The organism is Streptomyces sp. NPDC001634 (genome assembly GCF_040298185.1).
Classification (GTDB): domain Bacteria; phylum Actinomycetota; class Actinomycetes; order Streptomycetales; family Streptomycetaceae; genus Streptomyces.
The window spans coordinates 1-20,467 of the sequence record NZ_JBEOZU010000127.1; the positions used below are offsets into that span (position 1 = coordinate 1).

16 protein-coding genes and 1 riboswitch are annotated in these 20,467 nt (G+C 71.5%); of the genes, 11 read left to right on the plus strand and 5 right to left on the minus strand.

Features of this window, described 5'->3' with window-relative positions:
- Positions 1-891: hypothetical protein (locus ABT186_RS43755; protein WP_351929928.1), on the plus strand; the 891-nt coding region annotated here is incomplete at its 5' end.
- Between the two features lie 57 nt (positions 892-948).
- Here ABT186_RS43755 and ABT186_RS43760 read toward each other — a convergent pair.
- Together ABT186_RS43760 and ABT186_RS43765 are read right to left on the minus strand one after the other, a co-directional pair.
- Complete coding sequence (locus ABT186_RS43760; protein WP_351221711.1) at positions 949-2,529, minus strand: FAD-dependent monooxygenase; 1,581 nt, start codon at positions 2,527-2,529, stop codon at positions 949-951.
- Positions 2,526-3,494: a methyltransferase gene (locus ABT186_RS43765; RefSeq protein ID WP_351221712.1), complete on the minus strand. Its 969-nt coding sequence runs from the start codon at positions 3,492-3,494 to the stop codon at positions 2,526-2,528. Before ABT186_RS43765 ends, ABT186_RS43760 begins: the two co-directional genes overlap by 4 nt.
- A gap of 292 nt (positions 3,495-3,786) precedes the next feature.
- Here ABT186_RS43765 and ABT186_RS43770 point away from each other — a divergent pair, with 292 nt between their 5' ends.
- The 5 genes from ABT186_RS43770 to ABT186_RS43790 all read left to right on the plus strand — a co-directional run bounded on the left by ABT186_RS43770 (position 3,787) and on the right by ABT186_RS43790 (position 9,986).
- The gene (locus tag ABT186_RS43770; RefSeq protein WP_351929930.1) at positions 3,787-4,284 is read left to right on the plus strand and encodes an SgcJ/EcaC family oxidoreductase; all 498 of its coding nucleotides are present in this window, start codon (positions 3,787-3,789) and stop codon (positions 4,282-4,284) included.
- Positions 4,285-4,364: 80 nt separating this feature from the next.
- A complete protein-coding gene (locus tag ABT186_RS43775) occupies positions 4,365-4,850 on the plus strand; it encodes a MarR family winged helix-turn-helix transcriptional regulator (RefSeq protein WP_351221714.1) in 486 nt (161 codons plus the stop codon).
- 246 nt (positions 4,851-5,096) lie between these two features.
- Positions 5,097-5,678, plus strand: a complete 582-nt coding sequence (locus ABT186_RS43780; protein WP_351929932.1) for a DUF4865 family protein — start codon at positions 5,097-5,099, stop codon at positions 5,676-5,678.
- 93 nt (positions 5,679-5,771) lie between these two features.
- Positions 5,772-7,952, plus strand: coding sequence for an MMPL family transporter (locus ABT186_RS43785; RefSeq protein ID WP_351221716.1), 2,181 nt, complete (start codon positions 5,772-5,774; stop codon positions 7,950-7,952).
- Between the two features lie 492 nt (positions 7,953-8,444).
- On the plus strand, positions 8,445-9,986 hold the full coding sequence (locus ABT186_RS43790) for a peptide MFS transporter (protein WP_351929934.1): 1,542 nt from the start codon (positions 8,445-8,447) through the stop codon (positions 9,984-9,986).
- An 89-nt stretch (positions 9,987-10,075) separates the two neighbouring features.
- On the opposite strand, the gene ABT186_RS43795 is transcribed toward ABT186_RS43790, so the two are convergent.
- Both ABT186_RS43795 and ABT186_RS43800 read right to left on the minus strand, forming a co-directional pair.
- Positions 10,076-10,312 (minus strand): hypothetical protein, encoded by a 237-nt coding sequence (locus tag ABT186_RS43795; protein ID WP_351221718.1) that lies wholly within the window; start codon positions 10,310-10,312, stop codon positions 10,076-10,078.
- 272 nt (positions 10,313-10,584) lie between these two features.
- Positions 10,585-11,112 carry a DUF6082 family protein gene (locus ABT186_RS43800; protein WP_351221719.1) on the minus strand — a complete coding sequence of 176 codons (528 nt, stop codon included), beginning with the start codon at positions 11,110-11,112 and terminating at the stop codon, positions 10,585-10,587.
- A 367-nt stretch (positions 11,113-11,479) separates the two neighbouring features.
- On the opposite strand from ABT186_RS43800, the gene ABT186_RS43805 reads away from it, so the two are divergent.
- Positions 11,480-12,559 (plus strand): CobW family GTP-binding protein, encoded by a 1,080-nt coding sequence (locus tag ABT186_RS43805; protein WP_351929937.1) that lies wholly within the window; start codon positions 11,480-11,482, stop codon positions 12,557-12,559.
- 1 nt (position 12,560) lies between these two features.
- Here ABT186_RS43805 and ABT186_RS43810 read toward each other — a convergent pair whose 3' ends face one another.
- A complete protein-coding gene (locus ABT186_RS43810) occupies positions 12,561-15,017 on the minus strand; it encodes a DNA gyrase/topoisomerase IV subunit A (RefSeq protein ID WP_351221721.1) in 2,457 nt (818 codons plus the stop codon).
- A gap of 323 nt (positions 15,018-15,340) precedes the next feature.
- Here ABT186_RS43810 and ABT186_RS43815 point away from each other — a divergent pair, with 323 nt between their 5' ends.
- The 4 genes from ABT186_RS43815 (at position 15,341) to ABT186_RS43830 (ending at position 20,159) form a co-directional block, all read left to right on the plus strand.
- The gene (locus ABT186_RS43815; RefSeq protein WP_351221722.1) at positions 15,341-16,720 is read left to right on the plus strand and encodes a M16 family metallopeptidase; all 1,380 of its coding nucleotides are present in this window, start codon (positions 15,341-15,343) and stop codon (positions 16,718-16,720) included.
- Complete coding sequence (locus ABT186_RS43820) at positions 16,717-18,105, plus strand: M16 family metallopeptidase (protein ID WP_351221723.1); 1,389 nt, start codon at positions 16,717-16,719, stop codon at positions 18,103-18,105. The genes ABT186_RS43815 and ABT186_RS43820 overlap by 4 nt, the downstream gene beginning before the upstream one ends.
- Positions 18,106-18,351: 246 nt before the next feature.
- Positions 18,352-18,500, plus strand: a riboswitch (cyclic di-AMP (ydaO/yuaA leader).
- A gap of 12 nt (positions 18,501-18,512) precedes the next feature.
- Positions 18,513-19,265 (plus strand): M23 family metallopeptidase, encoded by a 753-nt coding sequence (locus tag ABT186_RS43825; protein ID WP_351929939.1) that lies wholly within the window; start codon positions 18,513-18,515, stop codon positions 19,263-19,265.
- Positions 19,266-19,463: 198 nt separating this feature from the next.
- Complete coding sequence (locus ABT186_RS43830; protein WP_351221725.1) at positions 19,464-20,159, plus strand: GntR family transcriptional regulator; 696 nt, start codon at positions 19,464-19,466, stop codon at positions 20,157-20,159.
- The last annotated feature ends 308 nt before the right edge of the window (positions 20,160-20,467 follow it).

Below are 20,467 nucleotides of genomic sequence, written 5' to 3' on the forward strand. Positions count from 1 at the left end.
GCCGCGTCCACCTGCGACGGACGCGTGCTGCGCGACGGCGGCCTCGGGCTGCCCGGCGCCGAGCAGAGCGATCCGCAGGCCACCTACTGGGCGCTGCGACTCGGCTGCTCCGCAGTCCGGGCACCGGCGGCCGGCGCCCACTCGAGGGCCGGGTGGCCGACGGAGCAGGCCCGTGAGGCGGCGCTGAGCGCGTCCGCTTCCGCCCTGGCGGTGGCCCGCCGGACCGGACAGACCGCCGAGTTCGCCGGCCCCCTGGCCCGCGAGGTGCGTGAGGTGTGGCTGCCCCGCCTGGACCACCCCGCGCCGTACGACACGGCGCAGCTGGTCGACCGGGTGAACCTGCGGCTCGTGACGCGGGCGCTGGGCGACGCGGTGTACCGCGACGTCGACCGGCGCCTGCCCGCCCCGTCCCTGCGTGGGGTGCGGCCGACGGACGATGCGCTGCTGCTGCTGAGCACGCTGGACGCACGCGGGTCCGCGACGGCGGAACGCGCCCTGTGCGCCGCCGGGTCACCGCTGCGCACGGCGGTCGCGGGGAGCGGCACGTCGATCGTGCGCGCCGCCTGGCTCGCGGCCGCCGCCGATGCCTGCCACGACCCGGACCTGCACCGGCGCGCCCTGGCGGCCGCGAGAGCCGTGCGGGCAGGGACCGCGCTCTACCGCAGCGGCACCGCCGTGTCCTTGGAGGCGTCGGTGATGGGCACATGGATAGACCGCCCGCGCACGGATGCCGTCACGGCCTGGGCGAACGCGGGCCTGTGCCGCGGGGACCGCTGCGCGGAGACGCCGCGTCAGCTCCGTACGACGGATCACACCCCGCTCCGCACCCTCGCCGTGCTGCTGACCGCGCACACCGGCGACTACGGGGGCCTGTTCCCGGTGTCCTTCTGAGGGAGTTCGCACACCTGTGGGGCCCGTCCCGTGGACGGGCCCCACAGTCATGTCCTCTCAGGCCAGCACCCCGGCCAGATGCCGGTCCAGCGCGGCCCCGTCCCGTACGCCGCCCCGGAAGGCGACATACCCGTCCGGGCGGACCAGCAGCAGCGCACCGGACTCGGCCCCCAAGGCGGTGCGCACGGCGCCCGAGGGGTCGGTGACGGTGCCCTTCGGGCCGCGTCCGGCGGCGGTGACCACGTGCACGGGGACGCCGGCCCGGCGGGCCCCCGCGGCGGCCTCCTTGGCGGCGAGCTCGGCGGCCGCCGTGTCCGCCGGGTCCTCGGGGAACGCCAGCAGCGTCCAGTCGCCCTTGCCCAACAGCGAGAACAGCCGGCCCGCGCCCCCCTCGGCGACTGCGTCCGGCACCCGCGCGCCCGGGCCGGGCCCGTCGTCGGCCGGGGCGGTTCCGCCGCTGAGCGGGCTGTCCGGGTAGCCGAGGGCGAGCCCGGTGTGCTCCCCGGCCCCGGCGTTCGCGAGCCGGGCGTGCAGCAGTTCGAAGGGGGGCAGGGGCCCGACGCCGCCCCAGTACGTGCGCCGGTTGCGCTCGGCCAGCGCAAGCGCGAGCGGCCTGCGCTCCGCCTCGTAACTGTCGAGCAGCCGCGCGGACGCCCGGCCCCGGACCACCGCCGCGAGCTTCCAGCCCAGGTTGAACGCGTCCTGCAGCCCGGTGTTCATGCCCTGCGCCGTCACCGGCATGACGGTGTGCGCGCTGTCGCCCGCCAGGAGGCACCGCCCGACCCGGTAGGTGTCGGCCACCGCGTTGTAGAGCCGTACCCGCCAGTTGAACCGGCCGTCGTGGAAGTTCAGGCCGGACACGCCGCTGACCCGGCGCACCGCCTCGAGCACCTCCGCCACGTCCGGATCACCGGTCCGGTCCGGATCGGGGTCGGCCACCCCCGCGTAGAAGCGGTGCCGTCCGTCGGGCAGCGGGGCGGTCCCGAGCGAGCCCGCCTCGGTCAGGAAGAGGTGGCAGTGCGCCGGGTCGCCGGGCAGTGAGCCCGTCCAGCGGGCGTCGATCTGCAGCAACTGGGTTCCGGGGCAGGGTTTCTTCTCCCAGCCCGCCCCGATCTGGTCGCGCACCGTGCTGTGCGGGCCCTGCGCGCCCACCACCCAGCCGGCCCGCACCGTCTCCACGCTGCCGTCGGCGTCGGCCAGCACGACCGTGACCCGGCCCGGGCCCTGCTCGACGGCGACCGCGGTCAGGGCCCGCTCGACCCGTACGCCGAGCCCGGCCAGCTGCCGGGTGAGCATCGCCTCGGTCCGCTGCTGTCCGATCAGCAGCGGCCGCGGATACGGCGTGCCCTGCTGGTCGGCGGGCCGCACCAGCGGCGGCAGGCCGGCGAAGTGGTGGGTGCGGTGGGTGTAGGCGACCCCGGCGTCCAGGTACGCGTCGACCGGCAGGCCCATGAGGTCGAAGACCTCCAGGGTGCGCTGCCACACCGTGCAGGCCCGGGTTCCGGGGCGCGGCTCGGCGCGCCGGTCCACGATCCGCACCCGTACGTCCCTGCGGGCCAGTTCGATGGCGGTGCACAGGCCGACCGGCCCGGCACCGACCACCAGCACCTCCGGATCGGTGTCCGGGGCCCCGCTCACACCCGCTCCCAGAAGAGCAGCCAGTGGTGCGACGGCAGCCGTGTGCTGCCCGCGGGCCGCAGGCCCGCCTCGGCGGCGAGCGCGGTGAACTCCTCCACCGTGCGCTCCCGGCCCTTGTTGAACACCAGCATCCGCAGGTCGTACTCGGTGTTGAGCTGCCTGCCCGCGTCGTCGGCGACGACCCGCTCGACGACCACGACCCGGCCGCCCTCGGGCAGCGCCTCGGCGCACCGGGCGAGGATCGCCACGGACTCCTTGTCGTCCCAGTCGTGCAGGATCTGGCTGAGGAGGTAGACGTCGGCGCCCGCGGGCAGCGGGTCGAAGAAGGACTGCCCGACCACCTCGGTGCGCTCGGCGATCCCGGCCGCCGCGAACCGCTCGGCGCCCCCCTCGACCGTCCCGGGCAGGTCCACCAGGACGCCCCGGGAGCCGGGCGCCTGCCGCAGGATCGCCTCCAGGAGCGCGCCCGTGCCGCCGCCGATGTCCGCGATCCGGCGCGCCTCGTGCCAGGGGTGCGCACCAGCCACCTCGGGGGCGAGGCGTCCCTGGACGGCGGCCATCTGGGCGTTGAACGAGTCGGTCAGCTCCGGGTGCGCGGCCAGGTCGTCCCAGAAGGGGACGCCGAACACCGTGTCGTAGCCGGGCTCGCCGGTGCGCACCGCGTGCAGGAGTCCGCCGCAGGCGGCCAGGTCGATACGGCCGCTGGCACCCTCCAGGTCCAGCCAGTGCCGCATCCGCGAGGGGTGCGTGTCGAGCAGCAGGCGCGAGGTGCCGGTCAGGCCGTACACACCCGGTTCGTCCTCGCTGAAGACGTCGCGGCAGGCGAGGAAGCGCATGAGCCGGCCCAGCGCGCTCTCCTCGGCCCCCGTCCGCTGTGCCAGTTCGGCCCGGGTGCGGGCGCCCGCCTCGATGTGATCGGCGATGCGCAGCGTGGCCGCCACGCGCACCGCGATGGGGGTGAACACGTCGACGAACGCCGGACGCCCGCCCGGCCCACGTGGTGTCGGTTGCTGCGTGTTCTCCGTGTGCGTGTCGATGGCAATGCACCTCTTCCATGTGCGCTGTCGGACAAGTGGTCCGTGGGCGGTGGACCGATGGTCCTGACGACGCCTCGACGCAGGCTCAAGCGCGGGTGGCGGCCACTCCGGTTGCCGGAAGGGGTTGACGCGGGCGCCCATGTCTCTCTAAATTAGAGATGCACGGAAACAGAGAAGCACCAGATCCGAGAAGAATCGAACCTTGAGCGAAGGAGTCGTCATGAACGCCATCAACGAGATCCGGGCCCGCTTCACCGACCTCGACGCCCGCGCCGTCCTCGCCGAGCTCGTCGCCCGCTGGGACGCGGGGGACGGAAAGGGCTACGGCGAGCTGTTCACCCCGGACGCCACCTACGTGCAGTTCGACGGGGTGCTGCTGGACGGCCGCGAGGAGATCGCGGACATGCACGACCTGATGTTCCGCACCATGCTGTACGGCACCCGGCTGGTCACCCACGAGATCGAGAGTGTCCGGCAGGTCGGCGAGGACGGCGCAGTTGTGGTCTCCACCGGTGCGGCGCTCTACCCCTGGCAGAAGGAGGTCACGCCCAAGCGGCTGTCGAGGCAGACCCTGATCCTGGAGCGCCGGGACGGGCGGTGGCTGATCGCCGGCTTCCAGAACAGCCGCATCAAGCCCTTCCCCACCAGCGGGCCGCTGTTCGAGGTGGCGAGCCGGGCCGTCCGTCTGCGCGTCGACCGCGCCCGGCGGGCCGCCTGAGCATCGGTCACCGGGCGGCGCCGTCCAAGGTCATCGCAAGTACCCTGGCCGGAACCGAACGGCAGAAAGGCAGCGCCACGATGCGACCGCACAGAGAAGAGGACCGCTCCCTCGGCACCCTCATGTCTCTGGCCACGGCCCTGCGCGTGCAGGCGGCCAGGACGGTCCTCTTCCAGGCCGCGGTGGCCCAGTCGGTAGGACTCAACGCCACCGACTTCAACTGCCTGAGCCTGCTGGACCTGGAGGGCCCCATGACGCCCGGTCAGCTCGCCGAGCGCGCCGGACTGAGCCGGGGCGGGGCCATCACCACGGTGATCGACCGCCTCCAGAAGGCCGGATTCGTACGCCGCAGGCCGGACGCCGGGGACCGCCGGCGCGTCATCATCGAGACCGTGCCCGAGACCTTCGCCGAGCGCGTCGACACCACCTTCGCCGACTTCCGGTCGGCACTCGGCAAACTCCTCGCGGAGCTCACCCCCGAACAGCAGGAACTGCTGCTCGACGTCACCAACCGCAGCAACGAGATCTTCCACACCGAGACCCTGCGGCTCCAGGCGCGAACCTGACGGCCCGCTTGGTCCCGCCCGACTGTCGCTTCAGCGTGTCACGGCATGTTCGGGGTGTCGGCAGCACCGTAGGCCGGTTCTGCGAAGCGCGTGGCTCGGGGCGCGATGCGGTGCGGACCTGACGGCCCGCTTGGTCCCGCCCGACCGTCGCTCCAGCGCGTCACGGCATGCTCCGGGTGCCGGCGGCACCGTAGGCCGGCTCCGTGAACCGGACTGCTCCGGACACCGCGACCCGGATGAGGTGACGTGCCCGTGCTGACCGCCCACTACTCGATCCCGCTGCCCGCCGACTACGACATGGGGGTCATCGCCCGCCGGGTGGCGGACCGCTCGGCCCCCTGGGACCGGCGGACCGGCCTGCTGCTCAAGTCGTTCTGCGTCACGTACGCGTCGGACGCGTCGGCCGGCGGCCACAACAGCTACGCCCCCTTCTACGTCTGGGCGGCACCGGACGAGTTCGGCCGCTTCCTCACCGGCGCCGAGTACGCAGGACTCTGCGCCGCCTTCGGACCGGTGCCCGTCCACACCGGCACCGTCCTGCAGTGCAGCATCGGCACCGGCCCCGTCGGCCACCTGGTCAGCGAGACCGAGCCGCTCGGGCCCGTCACGGACCTGCGCGCGATCGCCCGCGCCGAGGCGGAGCGGCACCAGGCCGCCGTGGCCGACCCGTCCGTCCACTCGCATGTCGTCGACCTCGACCCGGCCACGATGACGCTCACCCGGCGCACGCTCCTGCACGCCGCGAGCGAGGCCCCCCGGCCGAAGAACAGCGAGCGGGTGCTGCGCGTGCTGCACCTGTCCAGGCCCCCGCACACCACCACCGGCTGACGCCCTGTCACGTCGCTGTCGGCTCCACCGCGGCTCGAGCGGTCCCCGACACCGGCGTGGCACCTCTGGGCCCACTGTCTCAACAAGGAGTGCATGGTGACCACTAGCCCGGTCCGGAGCGACACCCCCACCACGCCGCCACCCCCACGCAGCCGCTCCGTCCTCGAACGCACCGCCGGATTCGCCCAGCGCCACCGCTGGACGGCCCTCCTGCTGTGGATCGTCGTCCTGTTCGGCGTCTGGAGCGGCGCCTCCGCCGTCGGTGACGCCTACCGCGACGACTTCTCCCTGCCCGGCACCGAGACCCAGCAGGCGCTGGAGACCATGCAGAAGCACGGCTCCGCGCAGGCCGGCGACACCCTCGAGATCGTGCTGCACGACCGGCACGGTCTGAACGGCGCCGCCACCCGCAGCAGCGTCACGGCGATGCTGGACAAGGTGGCCCATCTGCCCAAGGTCGCTCAGGTGCGGGGCCCGTACGAGGACCGGCAGGCCGTTTCCAAGGACGGCACCATCGGCTACGCCACCGTCGTCCTCCAGGGCAAGTCCGAGGACATGGCCATCAAGGACACCCAGCGGATCTACGACACCGCCCGCACCGCCCGGTCGGACGGCCTGGCGGTCGAGCTCGGCGGCAACGCCGCACGCAAGCTCGGCCAAGCCCAGGGCGGCGCGGCCGAGGGCATCGGCATGCTCGCAGCGCTGGTCATCCTCGGCCTGATGTTCGGCACCGTCATCGCGGCCGGCCTGCCCGTCATCACCGCCGTGTTCGCGGTCAGCAGCACCCTCGGCGTGATCATCCTGCTGTCGCACGTCTTCACGATCGCCAGCTACACGCCGTACATCATGATGCTGGTCGGCCTCGGCGTCGGCATCGACTACGCACTGCTGATCTTCGCCCGCTACCGCGCCGAGCTGGTACGCGGCACATCCCCGGAGGAGGCCAACCGGCGCGCCCTCGACCTCGCCGGCCGCACGGTGTTCTTCGCCGGGTGCACGGTCATCGTGGCCCTGCTCGGCCTGGTCGCCCTCGGCCTCGGCTCGCTGCAGGGCACCGCGGTCGCCGTCGCGCTCACCGTGCTGGTGACCATGGTCGCCTCGCTCACCCTGCTGCCCGCGCTGCTCGCCCTGTTCGGCAAACGGTTCGCCCGGCAGTTCACCGCGAAGGCGGCGCGCCGTGCCGCGAAGGGCAGGCCCGTCGAGGGCGGGGCCCGCTGGCGCCGCTGGGCGGGCCTGGTACAGCGCCGCCCGCTGGTCTCCCTGGTGCTGGCCGTGGCCGCGCTCGGCGCCCTGGCCGCCCCCGCGCTCGACCTGCGGCTCGGCTTTGCCGACGCGGGCAACGACCCGGCCAGGACCACCAGCCGCAAGGCCTACGACCTGCTCGCCGAGGGCTTCGGCCCCGGCTTCAACGGCCCGCTGGTCGTGGTCGCCGAAGGCACCGGCCGGGCCGGCACGGCGCTGACGCAGCGGCTGAACCACACCGACGGCATCGCCGCCGCCACCGGCCCGATCCCGGCGAAGGACAACAAGGCGTTCACCGTCATCGCCTTCCCCGACACCTCGCCCCAGGACGCACGCACCACCCGGCTGGTGCACACACTGCGCGACGACGTCCTGGTGAAACTGCGTCAGGAAACGGGTGCACACTACCTCGTGGGCGGCTCCACCACGGCCGTCATCGACTACGCCGACACCGTCTCCCAGCGCATGCCCCTGTTCATCGCCATCGTGGTCGGCCTGTCACTGCTGATCCTGGTCATGGTGTTCCGCTCGGTACTGGTACCGCTGAAGGCGGCGTTGCTCAACCTGCTGAGCATCGGGGCCGCGCTGGGGGCCATGACGCTGGTCTTCCAGAAGGGCCTGTTCGGCCTGGAGCCCGGCCCGATCGAGGCCTACCTCCCGATCATGATCTTCGCGATCGTCTTCGGCCTGTCCATGGACTACGAGATCTTCCTGGTCTCCCGCATCCGCGAGGAGTGGAACCGCACCCGGGACGCCTCCCTGGCGATCCGCGAGGGTCTCGCGCACACCGGCTCGGTCGTCCTTGCCGCGGGCGCGATCATGGTCGCGGTCTTCGGGGCGTTCATCCTCGGCGGCGACCGGATGCTCCAGCAGTTCGGCTTCGGCATGGCCGTCGCGGTCTTCGTCGACGCGATCGTCATCCGCTGTCTGATCGTCCCGGCCGCCCTCCAGCTGATGGGCCGGCGTGCCTGGTGGATCCCGGCCGGCCTCGACCGGCTGCTGCCGAAGGTCGACATCGAGAAGCACGGCTGAGGCCGAGACCGAGAGAGACGAGGGCGGCGTACGGCCGCCGCCCCTCGAACCGCGGAGCCCGGACGCACCTGACGGCGTCCGGGCTCCGCCATGTGGCGCCAGGGGCCGGTCGCCCCATGGCGGAGCCCGGGCCTTCGTTCCCGCGAAGGGCGAGCCGGGCGCGAGCGGATCCCGAGGGGGACAGGGTTCCCTGAGGGTGTGAGGGGAACGGCTCCCGGGCGGTGAGGGACCCGGAGACCGGACCGACCCCCGGCTGCGTAAGGCGGCAGTCTCCCAAACCGCCCTACGCCATCCACGGTCCGCCACGTTTCCTTCGGTCCGCGGCGCCCGGTACTCCCCCGGCCGGGCGCCGCGCGATCTCCCGCCCACGGACTGCCTTCGCACCCACGGACCGCCTCCGCCCCGAGGGGTTCTCGAGCGGACGTCGAAGGGGTGCGGTGACGCTCGGGCGAGCGCCTTTCAGAGGCCTGTCCGAGTCTGTACGGAGGAGCCATGGCCGCCCCGCCCCAACCGCCCGCCGCCGACCGGCGGCCCGGCGTATCCGCCACCCCCCACGGTGCTGTTGCCGAGCTCCGACAGGGCGCCGCCCCGCGCCCGGGCCTGCTGGGCCGTCCGCGGTGGTTCACGACCCTCTTCGGCACCGATGTGTGGGAGCGCTTCAGCTTCTACGGGATGACCGCGATCCTCGTCCTGTACATGACCGAGGACACCGGCCACGGCGGCCTCGGCATGTCCGCGGGCGACGCAGCGCTCCTGTACGGCCTGTACATGGCCGCCGTCTTTCTGACCTCGGTACCCGGCGGCTGGCTCGGCGACCGAGTCCTCGGCGCACGGCGGGCCGTCCTGCACGGCGGCGTTCTGATCGCCCTCGGCCACCTCTGCATGGCGGTGCCCGTCGCCGGTCTCCTCTACCCCGGACTGCTGCTGATCGCCTGCGGCACCGGCCTGCTCAAGCCCAACATGGCGAGCCTGCTGAGCGCGTTCTACGACCGGGAGGACCGGGCGGGACGCGATGCGGGCTTCGCGGTCTTCTATATGAGCGTCCAGGTCAGCGCCCTGCTCGCACCGATCGTCGTGGGCGCCCTCGGCGAGGGCGTGAACTGGCACCTCGGCTTCGGCGCCGCCGCGGTCGGCATGGGCGCCGGACTGCTGCAGTACGTCCGCGGATACCGGCACCTCGGCGACGCGGGCCGCACCCCGGAACGGTCCGCCACACGAGCCGAGCGCACCCGAGCCCTGCGCACCACTCTCGTCGCCGGCGCCCTGGCGGTCCTCGGCTATGGCACCGACGCCGCCCTCGGCACCTTCCGCATCGCCCACCTCATGGCACTGATCGGCCTGCTGTGCGTGGTGTCGCCGGTGATCTGCTTCTGGCGGCTGCTGCGCAACCCGCTGCTGACCGCCGCCGAACGCGTCCGGGTGCGTACGTACATCTGGCTGTTCCTCGCCTCCGCCGTCTTCTGGGCACTGTTCCTCCAGGGTGGTTCGGCCTTCGCCCTGTTCGCCAAGCACGCCACGGACCGCGAGGTCCTCGGCCGGACCGTGCCCGCCAGCTGGTTCCAGGCGGCGGTGCCGCTGTTCGTGCTGGTTCTGGCGCCGCTGTTCGCCCGCTGGTGGACCCGCGCGGGCGACCGGATGCCGACGGCGGCCAAGTACGCGGTCGGCATGGGCGCCACGGCCGCCGCCTATCTCGTGATGGCGGGGGCCGCGACCCGGGCGGCCGACGGGACGCGTGTGTCACCGCTGTGGCTGGTGGCCGCCTTCCTGCTGCTGGCCGCCGGCGAGGTCTCGTTCGCGCCGGTCGGGATGAGCGCCGCCACGGTGATCGCCCCGGCCACGTTCGTCAGCCGGACGGTGGCCCTCTTCTGGCTCTCCGGCGCGCTCGGCGGCGGCATCGGCGGCAACGCCCTGAAGGCCTCCGGCGACCATGTGCCGGGTCCCGTCTACTTCTTGGCCCTGGGCGCAGCGGCCCTCGCGACCGGCACGGCCCTGCTCCTGTGGCGCCGGCCGCTCACCCGCCGCCTCGGCGTCTGACCACCGCCGCTCCGCGCACCCGTTTGCCGCCAGGCCTCGACGTCGTCTGTACCGAGGCCTGGAGCGGCGAGGGCCGGGGCGCGTGAAACCTAGGCGTCGGGAATGTCGTCCTTGGCGCGTACCAAGGTCTCACGTGTGATGACGACGATGCGTTCGTAGTCCGCACGCGCTGCGTCGGGCGGCAGCTCACTGTCGAGAGCGGCGGTGGCCTCTGTGCCGATGACAGCGAAGTTTCCGTCGCTCAGTTCGAAGATGTCGGGGCAGGTCTGCCCCGTGGCGCTCCCACGCTCCCGCGGTGACGCACCGACTCGACGCACGATCTTCAAGTCCGTTCCCAGGTCAGTCGAAAGGACGGGCCGAAAAGGCGCGCCGGACGCTGCGCGGGAGGTGGTCGCTCTCTCGCGTCCAGTGAAGCTCATGAGTGGGCCCACGGATGCTCATGAGTGGGCCGACGGTCCTTGTGGGGAATCACGGCCCCACGCAGTAGTCTGGGGCGCCTGCGCATGGTGTTCGTCCCGAGCAGGCTGCGGGCAGACTACCGGTGAGATCGCCCGTGCGTATGCAGAGGGCCAAAGTGCACGCAAGAGTTGACGAAGAGTCACTCGTCCGGCAGCGAGTCCACCACCCACCATTCCTCGAGATCGCCGTCGTCCTGGTCCTGGGTGTGGAGCAGATTGTCCATCTCCTGGACGAGTTTGTCGGTCATCCTTCCCAGTTCTGCCTCTTCCGACGCATAGGGCAGGCTCTCCCGGTGGTGGCGGGTTGCCTCCCAGTACTCCCGGAAGATCTTGTTCCGGCACATCACTCGAAGGTGTCCGTGGAGTTCGACCCGGCTCATGGCTCCGAGGCGGTGGAAATACAGCGCGTTGACGTACAGGGCGTTGGCGAAGAGGTACTGGCGCTGCTTCTCCAGCGGTATGTCGCTCTCGTACGTGTCCAGGACGGCGGTCAGGGCAGGATCGTCCATCGCCTTGCAGAGCAGGTCGAAGTGGAGCCGGTGCTGCTCCGTGAGCAGGGCGCGCTTGAGCTGCCGAGAGCGCCGGCCCATGACGGCATTGGCCGCGAACGCAAGCCGGGCTTTGGTGGCTGTGCCGAGCCTCCGTAGTCCCGAGCTCTGTGTGACCATGTCAACCCCCGAATCAGGCGACCGTCCGCCGGTCGTCGGGTGCGGGGCGACTGGTGGGGACCGGCGAGCGATGGGCGGCGCGCTTGCCGTCTCCCAGGGTGCCGAGCGGCTCTGATCGGCAGGGAGGCGGAGAGGAGGCGCACGGGGGGAAGTGCGGGTCGCGTTTCCCGGCGCCATGCCCAACGTGTGCCCCGCGAGCGCCGCTAACAATCGTTCACTTCGCGGGCATTCCTCCCACTCGTATCCTGGGTCGGCATTCAATCCTCGTACGAGAGCCGAGCCATTCCGGCGAGAGCCGGTCCGTGAGCCGTCCTCGTACCACCGCCGGTTCGCGATCCGGCGCACGCATCGGTGTGAGAAAGGGCGTATGTTGAGCCGGCCGTCGAGTTTGCAGCAGATCCCCGTCGTCGTCCTTGCGGGATTCCTGGGCTCGGGCAAGACCACGTTGCTCAACCACCTCCTCCACCACAGCGGAGGCAGCCGCATCGGCGCCATCGTCAATGACTTCGGGGACATCGAGATCGATGCGATGGCCGTTGCGGGGGCGCTCGGGGACTCCACCGTCTCCCTCGGCAACGGCTGCCTGTGCTGCGCCGTCGACGCCAGTGAACTCGACCTCTACCTCGACCGTCTTGCCGCGCCCTCCGCCGGTGTCGACGTCGTCGTCATCGAGGCAAGCGGTCTCGCCGAACCCCAGGAGCTCGTCCGCATGCTGCTCGCCAGCGAGCAGCCGCGCGTGGTCTACGGCGGACTCGTCGAGGTCGTCGACGCGGTGGAGTTCGATGCGACACGCGAGAAGCATCCGGAACTCGACCGCCATCTCGCCCTCGCGGATCTCGTCGTCGTCAACAAGACCGACCGGGCCGAGGACGGCGAGCGCGTCCTGAGGCTCGTTCAGTCGCTCACCGACCGTGCCGCGGTCGTCCCTGCCGCGTACGGGCGAATCGACCCCCAGTTCCTCTTCGACTGCCGGCCGGCCGAGGAGCGGATCGGGCAGCTGTCCTTCGACGATCTCCACCGGCAGGACGAGGGGCACCGGCACGACCACACCCATCTGCACGCCGGATACGACAGCCTGTCCTTCCGTTCCGCCGTGCCCATGAACCCCCGGCGGCTGCTGGAGTTCCTCGACAGCAGGCCGGAGGGCCTCTACCGGATCAAGGGGTACGTCGACTTCGGCGCCGCCGATCCCCGTAACCGGTACGCCGTGCATGCCGTCGGGCGGTTCCTCAGGTTCTACCCGGAGGCCTGGGAGGCCGGCGACGAGCGGCTGACCCAGCTCGTCCTGATCGGGTCGGGCATCGACACCGCCGCCCTCGACAAGGAGCTGGAGGGGTGCACGGACGACGCCCCGCACGCCGACGAGCACAGCATGTGGGGCGTCCTTCGCTATGTGCAGGACAAGGAGGCCGAGGCTCCCCAGAACCTCGGTGACCGCCCCGACTGACCTACACCTGTCCCGCCACCGCGGCCACCGTCTTCGGCAGCGACACGCCCGAACCGTCGCGCCGGGGGTCGAGCTCCGGCAGTTCGGCCGGCATGCCGTTCTTCTGCGCGGCCCGGGCCGGTGTCGCGCCCGCCCACGCCAGCGACAGGCAGTCCTCGCCCTTCAGGAACCGCTGGCAGCGCACACCACCCGTGGCGCGGCCCTTGCGCGGGTACTGGTCGAACGGCGTCATCTTGGCCGTCGTCTGGACCGAGTCGTCCAGCGTGCCGCGCGAGCCGGCGACCGTGAAGACCACCGCGTCGACCGCCGGGTCCACCGCCGTGAAGGAGATCACCTTCGCGCCGTCCGTGAGCTTGATGCCCGCCATGCCGCCCGCCGGCCGGCCCTGCGGGCGCACCTGGGACGCGGGGTAGCGCAGCAGCTGTGCGTCGTCCGTGATGAAGACCAGGTCCTCCTCGCCGGTGCGCAGCTCGACCGCGCCGACGATCCGGTCGCCCTCCTTGAGGGTGATGACCTCCAACTCCTCCTTGTTCGCGGGGTAGTCGGGGACCACACGCTTGACGACGCCCTGTTCGGTGCCGAGGGCAAGGCCCTGGGAGGACTCGTCCAGCGTCGTCAGGCAGACCACCGTCTCGTCCGCCTCCAGGGAGACGAACTCAGAGATCGGCGCCCCGCCGGAGAGGGTCGGCCGGGCCGCCGTCTCCGGCAGCTGCGGGAGGTCGATCACGTTCAGCCGCAGCAGCCGCCCGGCGGACGTCACCGCGCCCACCTCGCCGCGCGCGGTCGCGGGGACCGCGGAGACGATCACGTCGTGCTTCGCGCGCCTGCCGTCGGTGTCCTCGGCGAAGGGGTCGCCGTTCGCCGTGCGTGCCAGCAGTCCTGTCGACGACATCAGCACCCGGCACGGGGCGTCCTCGACCTGGAGCGACACCGTCGGGGCCGGGGCGCCGGAGGACTCCAGCAGCACGGTGCGCCGCTCCGTGCCGAACTTCTTGGCCACTGCGGCCAGTTCGGCGGAGACCAGCTTGCGCAGCTCCGCGTCCGACTCCAGGATCCGGGTCAGCTCCTCGATCTCCACCTTGAGCCTGTCCTTCTCGGACTCCAGCTCGATGCGGTCGTACTTGGTGAGGCGGCGCAGCGGGGTGTCGAGGATGTACTGCGTCTGGATCTCGCTCAGCGAGAAGCGCTCCATCAGGCGCTCCTTCGCCTGCGCGGAGTTCTCGCTGGAGCGGATCAGGCGGATGACCTCGTCGATGTCCACCAGCGCCGTCAGCAGGCCCTCGACCAGGTGCAGCCGGTCGCGCCTCTTGCCCCGGCGGAACTCCGAGCGACGCCGCACGACGTCGAAGCGGTGGTCGAGGTAGACCTCCAGCAGCTCCTTGAGGCCCAGTGTGAGCGGCTGGCCGTCGACCAGCGCCACGTTGTTGATGCCGAAGGACTCCTCCATGGGTGTCAGCTTGTAGAGCTGCTCCAGGACCGCCTCGGGCACGAAGCCGTTCTTGATCTCGATGACCAGGCGCAGGCCGTGCTCGCGGTCGGTCAGGTCCTTGACGTCGGCGATTCCCTGGAGCTTCTTCGAGCCGACCAGGTCCTTGATCTTGGCGATCACCTTTTCCGGGCCGACCGTGAAGGGCAGCTCGGTGATGACCAGGCCCTTGCGGCGCGCGGTCACGTTCTCCACGGACACCGTGGCGCGGATCCTGAAGGTGCCGCGGCCCGTCTCGTACGCGTCCCGGATGCCGGAGAGGCCGACGATCCGGCCGCCGGTGGGCAGGTCCGGGCCCGGGACGTGCTTCATCAGGGTGTCCAGATCCGCGTTCGGGTGGCGGATCAGATGGCGGGCGGCCGCGATGACCTCACCGAGGTTGTGCGGCGGCATGTTCGTGGCCATGCCGACGGCGATGCCCGACGCGCCGTTCACCAGGAGGTTCGGGAAGGCGGCAGGCAGGGCCACCGGCTCCTGCTCCTGGCCGTCGTAGTTGGGCGTGAAGTCGACCGTGTCCTCGTCGATCGACTCGGTCATCAGGCTCGTGGCCTCGGCCATACGGCACTCGGTGTACCGCATGGCGGCCGGCGGGTCGTCGTTGCCCAGCGAGCCGAAGTTGCCGTGGCCGTCGACCAGGGGGACGCGCATCGAGAAGGGCTGGGCCATGCGCACCAGGGCGTCGTAGATCGACGCGTCGCCGTGCGGGTGGAGCTTACCCATGACCTCGCCGACGACGCGGGCGCACTTCACATAGCCACGCTCGGGGCGCAGCCCCATCTCGTTCATCTGGTAGACGATCCGCCGGTGCACCGGCTTGAGGCCGTCGCGTGCGTCCGGAAGGGCCCTGGAGTAGATGACCGAGTACGCGTACTCGAGAAAGGAGCCCTGCATCTCGTCGACGACGTCGATGTCGAGGATCTTCTCCTCGTACGAGTCGTCGGGCGGCGGGGTCTTCGTGCTGCGGCGGGCCATTGCTGCCGGCTCCTTCACAGTCTGTGCTGGGCATGAACGAATCTGACGTCGACCATTGTGGACCGACGCACTGACAACGCGGACAAGGACCCGGTTCTCAAGGGTCCCGGCCGGGCATGCGCACCGCCGTCCACGGTCTGCCGCCCGGTGCCGGCACCCGGCGCGTCAACCCTGTACGCCATGCTCCACCCCCCGTAATCCCGGTCTCGCTCTCGGCGTACGCCGCCCGGGAACTTCGCCACCGGTCCCCACGCTTGCATACAGTGACAGCACCGGCAGGAAACCGCGGTTTCCGCGAAAGCTCCGCGATCGAAGGGACGTACATGCCCATGGGTCACACGGCCACAGCCGAGGCAGGCTCCGGGGGCCTGACAGCGACCGAGCACCGCCTGGCCAACGGCCTGCGCGTGGTGCTCTCCGAGGACCACCTGACCCCGGTCGCGGCGGTGTGCCTCTGGTACGACGTCGGCTCCCGCCACGAGGTCCAGGGGCGCACCGGGCTCGCCCACCTCTTCGAACACCTGATGTTCCAGGGCTCCGCCCAGGTCAAGGGCAACGGCCACTTCGAGCTGGTGCAGGGCGCCGGCGGCTCGCTGAACGGCACGACGAGCTTCGAGCGCACGAACTACTTCGAGACCATGCCGGCCCACCAGCTGGAGCTCGCCCTCTGGCTGGAGGCCGACCGCATGGGCTCATTGCTGGCCGCGCTCGACGACGAGTCGATGGAGAACCAGCGGGACGTCGTGAAGAACGAGCGCCGCCAGCGCTACGACAACGTCCCGTACGGCACCGCCTTCGAGAAGCTGACCGCGCTCGCGTACCCGGAGGGCCACCCCTACCACCACACGCCGATCGGATCGATGGCGGACCTGGACGCGGCCACCCTGGAGGACGCACGCGCGTTCTTCCGCACCTACTACGCGCCCAACAACGCGGTCCTCTCCGTCGTCGGCGACATCGACCCCCGGCAGACCCTCGCCTGGATCGAGAAGTACTTCGGATCCATCCCGTCCCACGACGGCAAGCCCGAGCCGCGCGCCGGCTCGCTGCCCGAGGTCATCGGCGAGCAGCTGCGCGAGGTCGTCGAGGAGGAGGTCCCGGCGCGCGCCCTGATGGCCGCCTACCGGCTGCCCCACGACGGCACGCGCTCGGCCGACGCCGCAGACCTGGCGCTCACCATCCTCGGCGGCGGTGAGTCCTCCCGCCTCTACAACCGGCTCGTACGGCGTGACCGCACCGCCGTCGCCGCCGGTTTCGGCCTGCTGCGGCTCGCCGGAGCGCCCTCCCTGGGGTGGCTGGACGTGAAGACGTCCGGCGACGTCGAGGTGCCCGTCATCGAGGTGGCCATCGACGAGGAACTCGCCCGGTTCGCCGAGGAGGGGCCCACGGCCGAGGAAATGGAGCGCGCCCAGGCCCAATTGGAGCGCGAATGGCTGGACCGGCTCGGCACGGTCGCGGGCCGCGCCGACGAACTGTGCCGGTACGCCGTGCTGTTCGGCGACCCGCAGCTCGCCCTGACCGCCGTCAAGCGCGTGCTCGACGTCACCGCCGAGGAGGTGCAGGAGGTCGCCAAGGCCCGCCTGCGCCCCGACAACCGCGCGGTGCTCGTGTACGAACCGGTCACGGACGGGGCCGAGGCCCAGGAAGCCGCCGAAACCACCGCCGCCGAAGGCACCAGCAACGACGAGGAGCCGTCGAAGTGACCGAGCTCGCGACCATGGACTTCCACCCGCAGCCCCGGCCCGGCGAGGCCAAGCCCTGGGCGTTCCCGGCACCCGAGCGCGGCACGCTCGACAACGGTCTGACCGTGCTGCACTGCCACCGCCCCGGCCAGCAGGTCATCGCCGTCGAGGTGCTCCTCGACGCGCCCCTGGACGCCGAGCCGGACGGCCTCGACGGCGTCGCCACGATCATGGCGCGCGCCTTCTCCGAGGGCACCGACAAGCACTCCGCCGAGGAGTTCGCCGCCGAGCTGGAGCGCTGCGGCGCCACCCTCGACTCGCACGCCGACCACCCCGGCGTCCGCCTCTCCCTCGAGGTGCCCGCCTCCCGCCTCCCGAAGGCGCTAGGGCTGCTCGCCGACGCCCTGAGGTCGCCGGCGTTCGCCGACAGCGAGGTCGAGCGCCTGGTGCGCAACCGCCTCGACGAGATCCCGCACGAGACGGCCAATCCGGCCCGCCGCGCCGCCAAGGAGCTCTCCAAGGAGCTGTTCCCCGCGTCCTCGCGCATGTCGCGCCCGCGCCAGGGCACCGAGGAGACGGTCGCGAACATCGACTCCGCGGCCGTCCGTGCCTTCTACGAGCGGTATGTACGCCCCGCGACGGCCATCGCCGTCGTGGTCGGCGACCTGACCGGGTTCGACCTCGGCGAGCTTCTCGGCGACACGCTCGGCGCCTGGAAGGGCTCGCCGGCCAAGCCGCGTCCCGTTCCTCCGGTGACCGCCGACGACACCGGCCGCGTGATCATCGTGGACCGCCCCGGCGCCGTCCAGACGCAGCTGCTCATCGGCCGCGTCGGCGCCGACCGCCACGACCGCGTCTGGCCCGCGCAGGTGCTCGGCACGTACTGCCTCGGCGGCACTCTCACCTCCCGTCTGGACCGCGTCCTGCGCGAGGAGAAGGGCTACACCTACGGTGTGCGGGCGTTCGGGCAGGTGCTGCGCTCCGCGCCCGACGGCACGGGTGCCGCGATGCTCGCCATCAGCGGCTCGGTCGACACGCCGAACACCGGCCCGGCGCTCGACGACCTCTGGAAGGTGCTGCGCACCCTCGCCGCCGAGGGGCTGACGGACGCAGAGCGCGATGTCGCCGTGCAGAACCTGGTGGGTGTGGCGCCGCTCAAGTTCGAGACCGCGGCGGCCGTGGCGAGCACCTTCGCCGACCAGGTCGAGCAGCACCTCCCGGACGACTACCAGGCGACGCTGTATCAGGAACTCTCCGCGACGGGCACGGTGGAGGCCACGGCGGCCGTCGTGAACGCCTTCCCGGTGGACCGTCTGGTGACCGTCCTGGTGGGCGACGCCGCGAAGATCGCGGAGCCCGTCAAGGCGCTCGGCATCGGTGAAGTGTCCGTCGTAGCGGCCGAGTAGGGGCGCCGCACGCGCGCGTGGAGACCACCTGGCAGGCACGCGCGCGTCGCACGGCGGGACACAACGGGCCCTGGTGACATCCGTCACCAGGGCCCGTCTCTTGGGGTTTTGTCCGTATTGCCGCAGAGTTGCCTCTCTGCCCTGTGGGATGCGCTACAAATCCCCGTCTCCGTTTGTTGATTGAAAGAGGGCCCCCTTAGCGTCGTCCGGGCTGTCCGTCAGGCAGTGCGCCGCACCCGCGGCACCGGACAGTCATCGCCGAGTCCCCGTACGGCGCGAGCCAGGGGAGCCGGGGACCCAACCACAGTCCCTGGGGTGAATCGGGCTCCAGCCCGTAGGAGACCTTCCTGCTCCGAACCCGTCAGCTAACCCGGTAGGCGAGAGGGAAGGAAAGGACCAGCCACTTCATGGCGTTCACCTGCGCCACCGGGAAGCACCGTCGTACCGGCCGTGCGAAGCGCACGACCACGAATGCCATGGGCGCCGCGGCGCTCGCCGCCACCGGCGTCATCGGCACACTGGCCGCCCCGGCGCTCGCCGTCGAGAACTCCGTCGAGCAGACCGGACTGATGCAGGCCGTCACCCTCGGCGACTCGGTCGCCGAGAAGATCGACGCCCAGGCCGCCGCCCAGAAGCAGGCCGCGGAGCAGAAGCAGGCCGCGGAGGCCGCGCGCCGGAAGGCCGCGGAGAAGGCCAGGCAGGAGCGCGAGGCCAAGGAGCGCGCCGCCCGCGAGGCCGAGCGCAGGCGTCTCAACGCCTACGTGGCGCCGATCTTCAACTCCTACGTCTCCACCGGCTACAAGAGCGGCGGCTCCCTGTGGTCGTCCGGCGCGCACACGGGCATCGACTTCCACGCCTCGACGGGAACACCCGTGCACGCGGTCGGTTCCGGCACCGTCGTCGAGACGGGCTGGGGCGGCGCGTACGGCAACCAGATCGTCATCAAGATGAACGACGGCACCTATACGCAGTACGGCCACCTGTCGTCCATCGGCGTCTCCGTCGGCCAGACGGTCACCCCGGGCCGGCAGATAGCCCTCTCCGGGGCCACCGGCAACGTCACCGGGCCGCATCTGCACTTCGAGGCCCGTACGACCCCGGAGTACGGCTCGGACATCGACCCGGTCGCCTACCTCCGTTCACACGGTGTGAACGTCTGATACCAAGCACGTCGACGGGTATGCCCGTCCGATGGCCCCGGCTCATCAGCCGGGGCCATCGTCGTTTCGAACGGCTGTCTGTCCAAAAAATATCCCTGGATTCCGGCCCGCCGTCGGAAATTCCGGCCCGCTGCAATAGAGTCGGTTGAACACGCGTCAATCGGCGACGTTTCACGGGTATTAAGGCGGAGGTCGGTCATGCGTATTCCGGCGCACTCGGTATGCACGGCGATCCGTGATGACATCGTCGCAGGTGTCTACGAGCGTGGCAGCCGCCTCACCGAGGAGCTCCTGGCGCGGCGCTACGGCGTCTCGCGCGTCCCCGTGCGCGAGGCCCTGCGCACCCTGGAGGCCGAGGGCTTCGTCGTCACCCGCAGGCACGCCGGCGCGTGTGTGGCGGAACCGACCGACCAGGAGGCCGCCGACCTGCTGGAGATGCGGATGCTGCTGGAGCCGCTGGGCGCCGCACGGGCCGCACAGCGGCGCACCGAGGCCCACCTCAAGGTGCTGCGCGGCCTGGTCAGACTGGGCCAGGAGCGGGCCAGGAGGGGCAGCAGCGAGGATCTGCGCTCCCTGGGCGGCTGGTTCCACGAGACGCTCGCACAGGCCTGCGGAAGCCCCGCGCTGACCTCCACGCTCGGCCAGTTGCGGCACAAGATCGCCTGGATGTACGCGGTCGAGGCACCCGCCAACCCCGTGGAGTCGTGGGCTGAGCACGGCGGAATCGTGGATGCCGTCGCGCGCGGGGACAGTGAGCGCGCTCGGGCGATCACGGCGCTGCACACCGAACGCGCGACCGCCGCGCACCGGCTCCGCTTCTCCGGCGCGGGGGAGCGCACGGACCGTGTGAGGACTTCGCAACACGCCGTAAACATGTCGGGGCTGCGGCATTAACACGGGCGCCGTATACAAAGAGGGGTATTCGGCGGAAGCCTATTTCGGCTGCCCCGTTTCGCGCGTGCCCGGGAATTCCGGCGTGCGCGATTTCCGTGCGCAGTGTGCACTTATTGTGCGACCCCGCTGAATTTCCTGTGCGCGGCGCACGACACATGGCCGCCGCGCGGAAAAGAAAGCGCGAGTGCGCCCGGAGGCCGGCCGGCCCCGCACCACCGCACGGGTGTGGACGCGGGGGGGGGGGGCGCCCCCCCCGCGCCGTGCGGCCCTCGCCGAACTGACGGACGACTGGCTGGCCGAACTGTACG